The sequence below is a fragment of the Pontibacter virosus genome (genome assembly GCF_003096355.1).
In the GTDB taxonomy this organism is placed as follows: Bacteria; Bacteroidota; Bacteroidia; order Cytophagales; family Hymenobacteraceae; genus Pontibacter; species Pontibacter virosus.
Genome location: NZ_QEKI01000022.1, coordinates 1 through 14851 on the forward strand (window position 1 = coordinate 1; position 14851 = coordinate 14851).

The following is a 14851-nucleotide window of genomic DNA, read 5'->3' on the forward strand; positions in this document are numbered from 1 at the left end:
CGGGAGAGTAGGTGGCCGCCAACCCCAACAAACAGCACAGCCCCCGGCCCCCCCAAAGAGCCGGGGGCTGCGCGCGTTTAGAGATATAGGGAAGGAAGGGAGTATTTGATTCTGAATACCAATTTTGTAAAACATTGTGTAAGCTAGAATCTAAGGCATTGTATTAAGCTTAAGAATGAAATGCGTTTGGCTCTAAAACCATGCTACATCTAAGTGAAGCTACAGAAATACTTAGCAATTAGGACTGACTGAACTTTAAAATTTCTTTAGCCAATATCTAAACTATTACTTAGTATTCTATTCCCTCCGTATACTGCTCCTGCTTCCCTTCCTCTTTTTTGAAGATACATCGCCTCAAGTAATTTGGTCGTTTCGGGTATCGGCCCAATCCCCTCTTCGCTACATTTAGTAAATGCGCACAACACCAGGCTTTCCTGCCCTATGCCTATTTTCCTCTTCCCATATTTGAACTCCTATGGCACGTCTCTATAACAAAGAAGGCTACCTATTGTAGGTAGCCTTCTTTGTTATGATAAGCAGATTATGTGAGTTTAATTCAGGATCAGTCTGGTCTTTTGCCTGCTATGGCAATTTTCAATCCTTCTAGATCAAGGTATTTATTTGCCAGTTCTTGTAGCTCTTCCGCTGTAATCCCCCTGATAATGTTGATATAGTTATTGTAGTGCTCGTAAGGCAGCTTGTGCAATACAATGCGCTTATACCTGTCGCACTGCTCAAAGATAGTGGCTATATCGTTTAAGAACTTGCCAAGCATGTAGCTCTTTACAGTCTGCAATTCATCTTCAGGCACCATTTCATCCTGCAGTAGCTTGATCTCTTTCCGGATCTCTTCTATTGTTTTGTATGTAACTTGGTAATTAACATCTGTTCCAATAAAAAACAAGCTATCCTGTTCCTTTGGAGAGATAGCTGAATAGATGCCGTAGGTATAGCCTTTGTCTTCCCGGATATTGCGCATTAGCCTGGAACCGAAATAACCTCCCAGTATTTCATTTAATACAACCAGCTTGTGATAGTCTTCGTGTCCAATTAATGGGAACTGTTTCCCCAGGCGTATGGATGATTGAAGGCTTTCTGGCATCAAGACAAAATCTTCTTGCTTAGCAATTTCTACTTTAGTAACCAGGGGCTCTTTAGGCGCTCCTGTTAATTGCATTGTAGCAATTTCTTTCTCCAGTAGTTTTTCCAACTCTTCATCAATCGCACCACAGGCAAAAACTTCTAGTTGATCCGTGCTGTACCTGTTCTTATAAAAGCTTTCCAGCGCATCCTTGGCAATGTGATCGAGCGCATTTTCATCCAGACCGAATACATAAGGATGTGTGTTGCCGTAAACGAGCTTAGTGAAACTGTGCGTAGCCAAATAATTATTCTTTTGGCGTTGTACCTTTAGGTTTTGCTTATTGCGTTTGCGTAGAAGCTCAAACTCTTCGGTTGGGAATACTGGGTTCTGCAATACATCAAGTACCAAAGGTAACAGCTCCGGTACGTATTTACTGAGGCAGTAGAGCGTAAACTCGGACCGATCATAGCCATGGTTATTATCAAAAGAGGCGCCGTAATAAGCTACTTTTTCAGCGATTTGCTTAGCGGTATAGTTCATGCTACCCTCAAAGAGCATCTTGCCTGTCAGGTCAGCTACTCCGGCATGCTCTTCATACCACTTACCCGCCTTAAAAACAAAATCCAGCCTGATGACAGGCTGGGTTTCGCTTTTTATATAATGCAGTCTGGCTCCGTTGCTTAAGTGACTTACTTCAGCTATTTGTAACGTGACTGCTTCTATTTCATGTATTTCTGGTGCTTTTGTTCTATCAAGCATTCTGTAATTAGTTTTTAATCTAAGTTTAGCGATAAACTGAAACGAATGGTTTCAGCAAGAGGATTGCCTCTTTCGCTTGGAATCAGGTAGGCTGCGTCTATGCCGAATTTTTGGTAGCGCAATCCTACACCCGTTGAGATATATTTTCTGTTGCCCTTCTCTGGGTTTTCATAAAAATAACCAAGGCGCGCAGCGAACAGATTGTTGTACCAGTACTCTACACCTCCAGAGAAATTTATCTCCTGTAACTCTTCACTAAAGCCCCCCGGCGCATCACCGAACGATGTGAAGATACCGCTTATCACAGTCTGTGTACTGTCAGCACCTGGCGATGGAACCAGTAGTTTGTTGGCATCCAGTACAAAGGTCAGTGAGTTGTACTGGTCAAGGTTATACGTAATTGCAGTACCAAGTTTTAGGTTGGTAGGCAGAAAATCCTTTTGGTCCCCGTTGGTATAGGCAATCTTACCTCCGATGTTAGAAATATTGGCACCAAAACCAAGGTTCAGGCTCTGAGAGATATCACGGTTATAGTAAACACCCACATCCACAGCAGCTGTGTTACCTGGCTTCGACTCGAAAGGAGAAGCACCGCCGCCTATTGTCACGTTGCCGGCTAGGTTAGAGCGGATAAAGCGGGCTCCTATACCTAAGCTAAAGTGCTCACTCAAAGCTTGTCCATAAGCAACCGATAGCGCATACTCTTTTGGGGAGAACTCTGTAATGTCATTGCCATTGGCATCGATAAACTGAATGTCACCTAAGTCAAAGTATAGAAGCGAGGCAGAGATGGCAGATGTTTCAGAAAGTTTTTTGTAGCCTGAGAGGTAGCTGAGCGACATATCGTCCACAATGTTGCGCAACCAGGGAGAATAAGAAAAGCTCACACTCATATCATTTTGCACGAAGCCTAATTTGGCTGGATTCCAGTGTGGTGCGTTCGCATCTGGGCTAAGGGCAACACCTGCATCGCCCAAACCAGCAGAGCGTGCATCAGGTGCTACTGTCAGAATCGGAACGGCTGTGGTTACTGTGCGTGAATCCTGACCGATAGTAGATGTTTGTGCTGATGCATAGTGCACTGAAAAGAATGCAGCCACAAATGCAGTGGCTTTTACAAGTAAATTTTTCTTATACATATAGAGGGTGTTGATGCAAAATCAAATATAGAAATATTATAGGATTTTACTAATTCAAGAGCACAAGTTTCTCAAAACTGGTGGCTGTTGCTCCATCATACTGAGAACGTACAATGATTCGGTAAACGTATACGCCGCGCGCTAATGTGTCGTTATATTCACCCTTCCCGTCCCAATTGATTTCGGAAAAATGCGACTTGCTGGTATAACTGGTGCCTTTCAGCGTCTTTACCAGTTTTCCTGATACGGTAAATATGTGTATATGGATATCTAAATTTTCGCCTGCCCTGTTATGGTCGAAGTGAAACGTGGTGTTTGTGGAAAACGGATTTGGGTAATTCAGCAGTTGCGTGATGGTTAGCTTTTCGTTGTTGGACACAAGGAATGCCAGCCGCTCTTCAGCTGAATTGTTGTGCGTGTCCCAGGCTTTCAACGACAAGGTATGCGGGCCCTCCTTTAGATCCTTAAATGGATAACGGATTGTGCCGGACTGATAACTATCGCGGTCGGAAGAATAGTAGTCGTTCAGCACAATGGCCTGGTCAGTGCCTTCATCCAGTACAGCGACCATCTCATGCCCGTATCCTATACCTGCCGTGTTCAGCCCATTTTCGTCGAATAGCTTTGCCAACAGAACCGGGTTCTGACCCGTAGTGCCACCAGATACAAAAGACTCGTCATCCATAAACAGCTTGATTGTAGGAGGCGTATTGTCCGGCGCTATACCTGCGGCAGTACCTCCTATAACCACGGCGGTGTCAGCCCCTATTGCGTCGTGTGCAGCACTGCTGGCATAGAGGCTGATCTTGCCACTACCATAGCGGTAGTCAATGTCTTGGGGAACGACAAAGTTCAGCTCAAAAGCACCGGATTTAACAGCGGCCTGTCCGTCATACACCACGTTTTCACGCAATTGCACAGGTATAGGTTGTTTGCCACCAGGTATAGTCGGATCTCCTGTGCGCTCCGGTGTGTTATCACCGAGGGTGCGGTGGGTAGTAGATTTCTCGAAAACGGTGATGTGCAGGGTTCCATTAAAATTAGTGGCGATGCTTCCGTCTGCGGTCTCCACCACGCCTTTCATGTTTACTTTACCCAGTGCTCCAAGGGTATCGGAGAGAGTTGGTTGACCATTAATCTGTGTGATGCGGGCCTGCAAATGCGGGTAGGCTAGTTGCTGAGAAGGATCTGCCAGTAACGTGAAGTTCCGGTTGTTCACGCCCTTGGAACCGCCCGTCTCTGTCAGGCTGATGTTTTTGGTGAGCCGAACGACATCACCCAGTCGAGGCATACGGCCATCAATTGGGTTGAAAGCTGCTTTGAAGAAGTTGCGGTTAAGTACGCGGTTGTCACTCGAAAAAACAGGACGTGTTGTCGTTAGCAAACCAATGGCGCCGCCTTGATCGCTTAGCAAAGCAAGCTCAGCACCAGAAGAACGTCTTGGATCGTCGTAACGACCAAACTCGCAGGTTGCGGTCAGTAGGAAGGTCAGCCGGTCTTTGTTGCGCCAGTTGTTGATTTGGGGTATGCTCAGAATCTGCTCCCAAGCCCAACTGACTTCGTTACCGTGGCCAGTGTAGTTTACGATAAGCGAGCCTTGCTCCACGGCTTTGTCGATGGCATCCACAGCTTCAGGGGCACGCTGCCCATTGGCTACGGCTTGCTGCGGGTATAGGTCCAGGTATACCTTGTTGGAGTTGTAGTTGATGTGTTCACGCTCCAAGTAGCTGCTCAGAAACTCAGCGTCGTTCACGTGCTCATTATAGTCACCATCGTCCGCCACAAACGTTACCCGGCTGCGCCACTTCCCGTAGTGCCCCGGGCTGTCGTAAGCCATGATCTTGTCAACCACCGCTGCTGCCTCTGCTGATGTCTTGACAGGCAATCGGCCTATACCGATGTCGAGCAGGTGGTCGCCTGCACTGTTCTCGGCCCATTCGCCTTCCTCCTCATCCAGAAAACCGTAGTAGTCTTCGGAAGAGTAGCTGCTGATGGGATGCAGCGATTGCCGGGACTGGTACACAGGTACGAAATTCGTGTTATTGGGCAGTCGGTTTTTGTAATCGTAAGACGCATCACCAAAAAGGAGCAGGTAGATCACATCGTCGCCCTGCTTGCTACTGCGGGTATAGAGCATGCGCATATAGTCACGTATGGCGGTCACATCTTGGGATCCGGAAGAGAACTCGTTGTATACCTGCGCTGTTGTGACAACTGCTACCTCCATGTGGCTATGCTGCCGACGGTGCGCTGCCAGGCGGTTGGCTTCCTGCAGAAAACGGGGATGGGTCAGGATAACCAGATCGAGGCGACCGTCGAGGTTATGGCTGTGCAGATCCTGGTTAGCCACCCTGCCAAAGGCTTTTGGTTTGAGGCCGGTGTTGTTCTTAAATGCCACAAACTCCCTAAGCACATCAGTCGAAACACTAAATGTCAGGTCAGAGCCAGCTATGCTTGTCTGCTGCAGGGCAGGCCGCAGCGGATCTGTCACGTCCCATACCTGTGTGGCAGCAGGCGTGCCTGTCAGATGGAAAGTGCTCACCGGGCTGGCCATACTGGCGATGGAGCGAAAACTGGTCTGGTCGCCGTAAAGCATGAGCTGTCGCTCATAGTTGAGTGCCAGGTAGTTCAGGAAACCAAGCGCGGTGGAGTTACTGCCTGTACTAAAGTTGATGGCTACCTTTAGCTCAGCTGGTTGTCCGAGCACCTGCTGATTTAAGGTATAGGTTTTGATGCTGTTGATGCCTTCCGGATGGTAAGGGAAAGTGCCACGTCCGCTGATTGACTGAGTGCCTAAGGGATGCCCGTTGAGGCGCAAGGTATAGGAGCTCTCTGCCGAAGAATTAGCCATTAGAAAAGCGGTGAGTCGCACCTCAGAACCCGGCACCAGGTCCGACACGGGAAGGCTAAACTCGCGACCAGTGGTAAATGCACTGAAATCCTCGCCATACCATTCCCGGCCGGAGTACACCATGTTCTTCAGGTCACGTTCGTGGTAAAGGCGCTCGTTGTAACTGGTAATGGTTGGTCCTGATCCGCTCGATTGCTCACGCTGGCTTACACGGAGGCCTTTCCCTGCTCCGACCCTAATAAAGTAATAGGCGGTGTCTGAGTAGATGTTATGGTTGTGGCGAAAGGCTGGTTCGTTGCCAGTAGGCTGCCAAGTATGGGGGCCTTGTGCGTAAAAAACTGCATAATCCGCTTCATCGAAACGGCCATCATTTTCACCTGCTACCCAAATGGCGTTCTCCACCAAATCATCAGGACGTGGTGCGCTGTTGGCTTGTGGGAGCATACCGCCTCCATTTCCGAAAAGCTGTAGTGTTCGCGGGTCGAGTTGCTGGGTGTTGATGCCGAGCGACTGTAGCAGCGCCCTGTCGATGCGGTGTATACCTGACTCGGTTACACCGATCTTATACCAGTTGCCTGTACTCAGAACCGATGAAGTGGCAAATTGGCCTTGGGTATCGTTTGTGTTATGGGTAGCGTTTTGGGATGATGATTTTTGAGGTGATTCCTGTCGCGTGATGCCAGTCATACCTTCCTGTGCCCTTGCATGGGTTGATAGCAGGTGAGAGCCAAACAGCAGACAGGTATACAGCAGCAAGAAAATCCGCATGGCAGGCGCAGGTAAATGAAAGAATAATACGCTGTATAAATTTACAGAAGATTATCCTTTCAGCTAAATAAATCGGAGATAATTGCGGAGATGTAACAGACTGATCTGGAGCAATAGCCAGCCGCTCAAATTCGTGACACTTATACCTATGGTCTCGCTATACCTTTCCTCTGCGTTGAAGTGATCCTGGCTAAGAACGCAGCACGTCTCTACTCCAGTGGAGAATTTGAGGAGGCAGGCGCTTTTCTGAAGATCGACAAAACGACGTAGAGCACGATGATAAGCGGTATGGCTGCGAACTTAATTAAGGCCAGTAAGATAACGGAGATACCCAGGAAAACGAAGCGGGTGGCATTGTCTTTCCAAGTCAGGTTCTTGAATTTGAGCGCAAACAAGGGGAGCTCTGCCACTAACAGGTATGAGAAGATGACCGTAACCGCCAGCAGAAAGTACGGGTTCAGGATGATGTTGTCGTACAGGTTGCCGGAAGTGGCCAGGATCAGTGGCAGCGAACCAATGAACATGGAGCAGGCAGGGGTCGGCACGCCGATAAAGGACTCCGCCTGTCTGGTATCAATGTTAAATTTGGCCAAGCGCAGTGCTGAGAAGATTGTGATCAGGAAGCCAAAGAAAGGCAGTATATTAGCCGGTATACCTAATACCGATGCTTCGGCCTCCCAAAGGAGCGCAAACATAATAGCACCCGGGACAGCCCCAAACGAAACCATGTCAGCCAGCGAGTCCAGTTGCTTGCCTATTTCTGAATAAGCCTTCAGCACACGGGCCAGCATCCCGTCCAGAAAGTCGAAGATAGCGGCTATACCGATCAGGTAGGCTGCGTATTCCAGCCGAAAGTTAAAGGCAAAATACAGCGCCAGGCAGCCGCAAAACAGGTTGAGGCAGGTAATGCCATTAGGTATGTGTTTTTTCATCCGGAGGGCTTAGCGCAGGAATGGGTTATACTTCTTTTCGTACGCGATGGTGGTCTCCGGTCCGTGGCCTGGGTATACCACCGTATCGTCCGGCAGCGTGAATAGCTTGGTTCTGATGCTGTTGATAAGTGTATCGAAGTCACCGCCGGGCAGGTCGGTACGGCCAATGCTGCCTTTAAAGAGCACGTCGCCGCCAATGCATACCTTGTCGGGCTCGCTGTAGAACACCACATGGCCTGGAGCGTGTCCGGGAGCAAAAAGGATCTGCAGTTCAGTGTTTCCAAACTTAATCGTGTCGCCTTCTTTCAGATACTTCGTCGAAGCTTCTATGCCGCTGTATAGTTGAAAACCGTAGTTCGGAGCGTATATCGGTACCGAGCGCAGTGTTTGCAAGTCCTCTTCGTGTATCTCCAACTCCACACCGTAGGTGTCAGCCACAAACTTGTTGCCCAGCACATGGTCGATGTGGCAATGGGTGTTAAGCAGGCGTACCACTTTCAGGTCATTCGATTCGATGTAGCGCTTGAGTTCCTGCTGTTCGGCTAGCTCATAGCAACCAGGGTCTACTACCACGCACTCTTTGGTGTCGTCGTGCAGCAGATAGGTGTTTTCCTGGAAGGGATTAAATGTAAGACAGGTGACGTTCATGTTATTCTCTTTCACAGGGCATGGGCCCACAAATTCGGCTTCTAAGTTACGAACTTCAGGCGTAAGTCGTAAATTGCCTGTATGAATTATGACTACATAGTCGTGGGGCATGGCATTGCCGGCGCCACACTGGCCTATACCTTACGCAAACAAGGCCAGCAGGTGCTGGTGATCGACGAACCTAAAAACAACTCCGCCTCCCGCGTCGCAGCCGGTCTCGTAAATCCGGTGGCGGGCAAGCGCTTCGCCAAGTCCTGGCTCGTCGACACGCTGCTGCCCTATGCCGACAGCTTTTACGATGAACTGGAGGATCGATACAAGCAGCAGCTCTTCGTTCATAAGCCCATCTATAAAGTATTCTCCACCATAGAGGAGCAGAACAACTGGATGGCCAAAAGCGCCGAAGGAAACTGGAGCGAGTACATTGGTGCCACCTATACCCAAAGCACCGATCAGGACCCTTCTATACAGGATGAGTACGGCGGCATCATGATCAGGAAGGGCGGCTACCTGCGCATAGCCGAAACACTCGACCTGTTGCTGCAAGACCTGCAGCAGGCCAATGCGCTATTGCCGGAGCGTTTTGAGATAAACCAACTGCAGCTGACAGAAGAAGGTATAGCTTACAAAAACATAACAGCACGTCACCTGGTTTTCTGTGAAGGCTGGCAGGCGGTGCAGAACCCATACTTCAGTTGGTTGCCTTTGCAGCCCACCAAAGGGGAGGTACTGGAGGTGCAAACACAGGATTTTAACCCGGAATGCATCTATAATAAAGCCGTTTACGTTGTTCCGGTAGGAGAGGGACACTTTAAGATAGGGGCCACCTACAACTGGCGGCAACCCGACGAGCTTCCAACCCCCGAAGGCAGGGAAGAGTTGAGCGAGCGCTTTGAGCAGATTACCACACAAACTTACCAGGTGAGCAGGCACTGGGCCGGTATAAGGCCAGCAGTGCGCGACCGCCGTCCGCTTATGGGCCGACACCCTAAACATGCGCAGCTGAGCGTGTTCAACGGTATGGGTTCTAAGGGTGTGCTGATGGCGCCTTACCTGGCTGATGTGTTTGCCAAAGCGTTGATTGGAGGGGGAGAAATACTGCCGGACGTACACATTTCGAGATATTATTCGTTATATTACGACTACATAAAACACCATAACCAAGAACTCTAAGCGCATGCGTTTTCCCATAAGGTTATTGTTACTGTTCCTGTGCTGTACTGCGGTAGGCGAGGTGGCTATGGCCCAGCCCAATGTGCAGACTTTTGGCCGGAGCCGCATCCAGTATAAGAACTTCGATTGGAAGCTCTACAGCACCCAAAACTTTAACATATACTTCTATGAGGGCGGTGACCAGTCGGCCCGCAACGCTGCCGAGTATGCCGAGCGCGAGCTTAAGCGCATCACCAGTTTCATTGGCTACTACCCTTACTCCAAAATCACGCTCATCGTCTACAACTCGATGACGGACCTGAAGCAAAGCAACATCGGCATGCAGCGCGACCAGTTCCAGACCGGTGGCGAAACGCTCTTCCTCAAAAACAAGCTGGAGCTGGCCTACGACGGCACCCAGACTGACTTCAAACGCGACCTGAGCTACCAACTTACCGAGCTTTTGCTCAACGACATGATGTATGGCGGCAGCCTGAAAGAAGCCCTGCAGAGCAGCTACCTGCTGCGCCTGCCTGACTGGTTTATCAGTGGGGTGGCAGCCTATACTGCCGAGGGCTGGAGCCTGCGCATGGATAACTACGTCCGCGATATGCTGATGGTCAACAGCAAGGCCCGCATGGAAGACGTGCTGGCCCGGGATCAGCAACTGGGCGGTCAGGCTATCTGGAACTACATCGCCGAGCGATACGGCTATACCTCCATTCAGAACATCCTGAACCTGACCCGCATCACCCGCGACACGGAGGTGGGCATAACGAGCAGCCTCAACATTCCATACAAGCGTTTTCTACAGGACTGCCACAACTACTACATGCAGATCAACACCCGCGGCGAGAATCCGCTGGTAAGTTTGCCTACGGGGAACAAGGTTTTCCAGAAAAACAAAAAAGACATACACTATACCCAGCCTGTGCTGAACCCGGCCGGTACGCTAATGGCGTATGCTGAAAACGAGAACGGAAGCTACCAGATTATTGTAAAAGAGGTGGGCAGCAACCGCAGCCGCGTGGTATGGAAGAGCGGCTACAAAACCGTTGACCAGCGCATCGATTACAAGCTGCCGGTACTGGCCTGGCGTACTAATACCCAGTTGGGTTTTGTAGAGGCAAGGCGTGGACAGATGGTGCTGCGGCAGATCAATTCTACCCGCCGCCGCTCCCGCATTCCAATCTTTGACGACATTCGTACCCCGGCCGTTACGCTGAGCCAATTCTCGCAGGTACGCGACATAAGTTACTCTGAGGATGGCAATACCCTGCTGATAAGCGCCGTGCGCGAAGGGCAGACGGACCTATACCTGCTATCCAGTGGCGGGCGTATGCAGCAGCAACTCACCAATGACATCTACGACGACATCCAACCGGTTTTCCTGAAAGGGGGTAATAACAACATCGCTTTCAGTTCCAACCGCTTTATAGACACCACTGGTCAGACAGCTACCGGCACTTTCTCGGGTGTGGTGAACAACTACGACATTTTCCTGATGCCACGCGACGGTGGCAGTGCCCAGCAAATCACTTTCTCTATTGCAAGCGAATTGCGGCCGCGTGCTACAGCCGACGGCAACCTGGTATACCTGAGCGAAGAAACCGGGGTGCGAAGTCTGTATCAGTACAATGTGGCTGCAGGCACTCGCCGCCCTATAACCAACTTCCTGCAAGACATTGAAAGCTACGATTTAGGGGGCGATGCAAACGCCCTGGTATTGACCGCAACTGACAATGCCCGCAGCTTTGTATACGCTTTCCCAACATTCAGCCCTACCACTCAGGAAGCGCTTCCAAAAACTTCCCGTCAGATCATACTGGAGACCCGTGCCCGAAGCTCGGCTGCAACCACAGCCACCGCCCGGAAGATTGTGGAAGGTACTACCACGCGCAAGAGAACGCAGCGACAGGGGGAAGTAGATATTGAGAACTACCAGTTTGAAAGTGACGCCAAGGAGGAGCAACAGGCCGAAACGCAGGCAAAAACACAGGCCGCAGCGCCGCAGCGCGCCCGCACCACCGAGGGCGGTGTGCCCATTGCAGGCCCAGTCGACTATGACCTTCGCTTTAGTGTGCAGGAGGTGATCACCTCTGTATATGCTGATCCGCAATTGGGCTTTGGCATTGTGGCTGGTGTGAATATGAGTGATTTGTTCGAGAATCATCATATTCGGGGCAGCGCCTTTGTTCGCACCGACCTGGAGACCAGCCGCATGTTTGCAGAGTACATGAACCTGAAAAACCGCTTCGACATTGGGTTGCAGTACCGACGCGATGTGATTGTAGGCCAGGCACCGGAGTTTCCGGGCTCTGTTGTGCGTTTCGGCAAACATGAGTTCTCTCCTACTTTAGTATACCCGCTTAGCTACAGCACGAGCATTCGCATGCAGCCCCGCTTTGTAAATACCCGCTTCACCTATATCAACAGCTTCGTAACGCCAGATAGGAACGATTACCTCGGCGGCGGTAGCGTGGAGTTGGTGTACGATAACTCCGTGGTGCGAGGCGTGAACATGCTGGAAGGCACCCGCATGAAAGCAGGCATCCTTAGTCTGAGAAACTTTGAGCACAGCTCCGAGAGCTTCAGCAAGTTTTACCTGGATGTGCGCCATTACCAGAAAATACACCGCCAGATTATACTGGCTGGGCGCATCAACTACGGCACGTTCTTCGGCAACGCCCCCAAAAACTTCCTGATCGGGGGTATGGACAATTGGCTTTTCGCATCGGAGGACGACGGTACATCGACTCGTGATGACGTGGTAGTAAGCACACCTGCCGACCTCTTTTACCTCGATTACACAACGCCGCTCCGTGGCTTCAACTTCAACGCCCGTCGCGGGTCCAAGGTCTTGCTAGCCAATCTGGAGTTGCGGGTGCCTATCGTGCAGTATCTCTATGACGGACCCATACCTTCAGGCTTCTTCCGCAACCTGCAGTTCACGGCCTTCGGCGACGCAGGATCAGCCTACAATGGTACCAACCCATTCACGGGTAACAACTCCATCAACACACGCGTGATTGGCGGCCGTATTGACCAGACCAACACAAGTCCGTTCGAGATCACGGTGATCAACTACCGTAACCCATTCCTTTTGGGCTATGGGGTAGGCGCGCGCACCACCTTGTTCGGCGTTTATGGCAAGGTCGACATGGCCTGGAGTGAGGAAGACGATTCGCGTAGAGGACCTAAATTCTACATCACTTTAGGCTACGACTTCTAGCAGAAGCATGAACCGGAAAACCAAACGCTTTGGTATTGGCTTTATTCTGGTGATCGGGCTGGCTGCCGCCTGGCTGCACATGGCCGATAAAAACTATGTGTACAAAGCCCTGTACCATAACTTCGCTGATATTGACGACAACCTGATCTTTCACCAGCGCAAGATAGAGGCGGCCGACGAGCCACAACCCTGGCCACTTGCCACCAAGTACAACCAACTTTCCCTGCCGCAGGAGTTGCAGGAACTCCACGAACAATTGGAGTCAGTCGCCTTCGTGGTCGTACACCGCGACTCGCTGCTGCATGAGCAGTACTGGGATGGCTATTCAGAAGAGTCGCTAAGCAATTCGTTTTCGGTAGCCAAAAGCATTGTCAGTATCCTGGTAGGTATAGCCGTGCAGGAAGGGGCAATCCAAAGCATAGACCAGCCGGTAGGAGATTTCTTGCCCGCCTTCAAAGAGGGTGATAAAGCAAAGATCACACTCCGGCACTTGCTCTGGATGAGTTCCGGTCTGAACTGGGATGAATCGTATGCCAATCCACTTTCTGTCACGACAGAAGCCTACTATGGGTCTGACCTGAAAAAGGTGATCCGAAAGCTGGAGGCCGTGGAGGAGCCGGGGCAGGCCTTTTCGTACAAAAGCGGCGATACCCAGATACTGGCTTTCGTGCTGGAAGCGGCCACCGGACAGAACCTGGCTGATTATGCCGAAGAGAAACTGTGGCGTCCGCTCGGAGCCGAGCAGAAGGCTGAGTGGAGCATCGACCATCCACTTGGTAATGAGAAGGCCTACTGCTGCTTCTTCTCCAATGCCCGTGACTTTGCCCGTATCGGGCAGCTATACCTGCAAAAGGGTGTTTGGCAGGGAGACACACTGTTGGCGCCGGAGTACGTGCAGGCTTCAATTAACCCAAGCGGCCTGACCGATGCGAACACAGGCAAACCCACCACGCACTATGGCTACCAATGGTGGCTATTGCCGGACTACAAAGGCCAATCCGTTTTCTACGCGCGCGGTATACTGGGCCAGTACATTATTGTCATACCTGAGAAAGAACTTGTGATCGTGCGGCTCGGCAAAAAGCGGGGCGAGCGCATCGACAGCCATCCTGCGGAGGTTATGGCGATGATTGATGCCCTTAACCGAATGGTGCCTTAGGTATAAAGATGCTGCCAAAATAAAATAGAGGGTATATACCTTCATCCGCGCTGTCATACCGTGGAGCTACTCGCGGTCTGGTTTCTAGCTTTTGGCCTCACGGCTGCGTATAAGTGAGGAATTATAGCTAATTTGCCAAAACATCATACATTATAGTGCCTATGTTGCAGTCCATGACAGGCTATGGCAGTGCCCGCCTCGATACTGACCAGTATTCCATTAACGTCGAAATCAGATCGCTTAACTCCAAAAGCATGGACCTGACTGTGCGTCTGCCCCGCTTTTTGTCGGAGCGTGAGTACGAAATCCGTACCATGCTGACAAAAGCGCTTGTGCGAGGCAAAGTGAGCATCTGTGTTGACTATTCAAAGAACAAAGCCCAGAAAGCCAAGAGCAACATCAACAAGGAATTGCTGAAAGCCTACTACGAAGAGTTAAATGCCGCCGCCGACATGGTAGGGGGTTCCAAGACTGACCTCTTCCGGTTGGCACTGCACATGCCCGATGTGCTGCAGCAGGAGCAGGGTGATGACGAAGAGGGAGAAGCTGACTGGGAAGCCGTGCAACCATTGGTACAGCAGGCAATCGAGAGCATCAACTCATTCCGGGCCGACGAAGGAAAGGCGCTTACTGCTGAGATCATGTCTTACATCGATCGTATCCGGATACTGCTGGCCGAAGTGGAGAAGCAGGACCCGGTGCGCATGGATCATATCCGTAACCGCATCAAAAATCACATCACCGAAATATCAACCTCCGATCACTACGACCAGAACCGCTACGAACAGGAGATGATCTACTATATGGAGAAGCTTGATATTGCGGAGGAAAAAGTTCGACTGATCAACCACCTGCACTACTTCACCGAAACGGTATACCTGCCGGAGCCAACTGGCAAAAAGCTGGGTTTCATCTCGCAGGAGATCGGCCGGGAGATTAACACGATCGGTTCCAAAGCCAACGATGCGGCCATACAGCACCATGTGGTGGAGATGAAAGAAGAACTGGAGAAGATCAAAGAACAGATCAATAACATTCTGTAGTAGCGCCTGCTACTAGGTTTACCTAAAGCAGCTGCCCTCCCGGGTAGCTGCTTTTTTTGTGACCATACGTTGGGACGTCGCTTT

General features: G+C 50.6%; 9 protein-coding genes. 4 read left to right on the forward strand and 5 right to left on the reverse strand.

Annotation, left to right across the window (positions count from 1 at the left end):
* Positions 1-562: 562 nt before the first annotated feature.
* The 5 genes from C8E01_RS20395 to C8E01_RS20415 all read right to left on the reverse strand — a co-directional run bounded on the left by C8E01_RS20395 (position 563) and on the right by C8E01_RS20415 (position 8181).
* Entirely contained in the window at positions 563-1843 is a 1281-nt protein-coding gene (locus C8E01_RS20395) for a M16 family metallopeptidase (RefSeq protein ID WP_116545308.1), read from the reverse strand.
* Between the two features lie 14 nt (positions 1844-1857).
* Complete coding sequence (porV, locus tag C8E01_RS20400; RefSeq protein WP_243409734.1) at positions 1858-2943, reverse strand: type IX secretion system outer membrane channel protein PorV; 1086 nt, start codon at positions 2941-2943, stop codon at positions 1858-1860.
* Between the two features lie 88 nt (positions 2944-3031).
* Entirely contained in the window at positions 3032-6601 is a 3570-nt protein-coding gene (porU, locus tag C8E01_RS20405; protein ID WP_116545310.1) for a type IX secretion system sortase PorU, read from the reverse strand.
* 209 nt (positions 6602-6810) lie between these two features.
* Positions 6811-7533, reverse strand: a complete 723-nt coding sequence (gene pssA / locus C8E01_RS20410; protein ID WP_116545311.1) for a CDP-diacylglycerol--serine O-phosphatidyltransferase — start codon at positions 7531-7533, stop codon at positions 6811-6813.
* Between the two features lie 9 nt (positions 7534-7542).
* Positions 7543-8181 (reverse strand): MBL fold metallo-hydrolase, encoded by a 639-nt coding sequence (locus tag C8E01_RS20415; RefSeq protein ID WP_116545312.1) that lies wholly within the window; start codon positions 8179-8181, stop codon positions 7543-7545.
* An 81-nt stretch (positions 8182-8262) separates the two neighbouring features.
* Between C8E01_RS20415 and C8E01_RS20420 the strand changes: the two genes are divergently transcribed.
* The 4 genes from C8E01_RS20420 (at position 8263) to C8E01_RS20435 (ending at position 14767) form a co-directional block, all read left to right on the forward strand.
* Entirely contained in the window at positions 8263-9354 is a 1092-nt protein-coding gene (locus C8E01_RS20420; protein ID WP_116545313.1) for an NAD(P)/FAD-dependent oxidoreductase, read from the forward strand.
* Between the two features lie 4 nt (positions 9355-9358).
* On the forward strand, positions 9359-12565 hold the full coding sequence (locus C8E01_RS20425) for a TolB-like translocation protein (protein ID WP_116545314.1): 3207 nt from the start codon (positions 9359-9361) through the stop codon (positions 12563-12565).
* Between the two features lie 7 nt (positions 12566-12572).
* On the forward strand, positions 12573-13724 hold the full coding sequence (locus C8E01_RS20430; RefSeq protein WP_116545315.1) for a serine hydrolase domain-containing protein: 1152 nt from the start codon (positions 12573-12575) through the stop codon (positions 13722-13724).
* A gap of 161 nt (positions 13725-13885) precedes the next feature.
* Positions 13886-14767 (forward strand): YicC/YloC family endoribonuclease, encoded by an 882-nt coding sequence (locus tag C8E01_RS20435; protein WP_116545316.1) that lies wholly within the window; start codon positions 13886-13888, stop codon positions 14765-14767.
* Positions 14768-14851 lie beyond the last annotated feature (84 nt).

Bases quoted from the DNA above. Each gene is read 5' to 3' on its own strand.
- C8E01_RS20395 (WP_116545308.1), bottom strand. From the start codon at position 1,843: ATGCTTGATAGAACAAAAGCACCAGAAATACATGAAATAGAAGCAGTC.
- porU (WP_116545310.1), bottom strand. From the start codon at position 6,601: ATGCGGATTTTCTTGCTGCTGTATACCTGTCTGCTGTTTGGCTCTCAC.
- pssA (WP_116545311.1), bottom strand. From the start codon at position 7,533: ATGAAAAAACACATACCTAATGGCATTACCTGCCTCAACCTGTTTTGC.
- C8E01_RS20415 (WP_116545312.1), bottom strand. From the start codon at position 8,181: ATGAACGTCACCTGTCTTACATTTAATCCCTTCCAGGAAAACACCTAT.
- C8E01_RS20420 (WP_116545313.1), top strand. From the start codon at position 8,263: ATGAATTATGACTACATAGTCGTGGGGCATGGCATTGCCGGCGCCACA.
- C8E01_RS20425 (WP_116545314.1), top strand. From the start codon at position 9,359: ATGCGTTTTCCCATAAGGTTATTGTTACTGTTCCTGTGCTGTACTGCG.
- C8E01_RS20430 (WP_116545315.1), top strand. From the start codon at position 12,573: ATGAACCGGAAAACCAAACGCTTTGGTATTGGCTTTATTCTGGTGATC.
- C8E01_RS20435 (WP_116545316.1), top strand. From the start codon at position 13,886: ATGTTGCAGTCCATGACAGGCTATGGCAGTGCCCGCCTCGATACTGAC.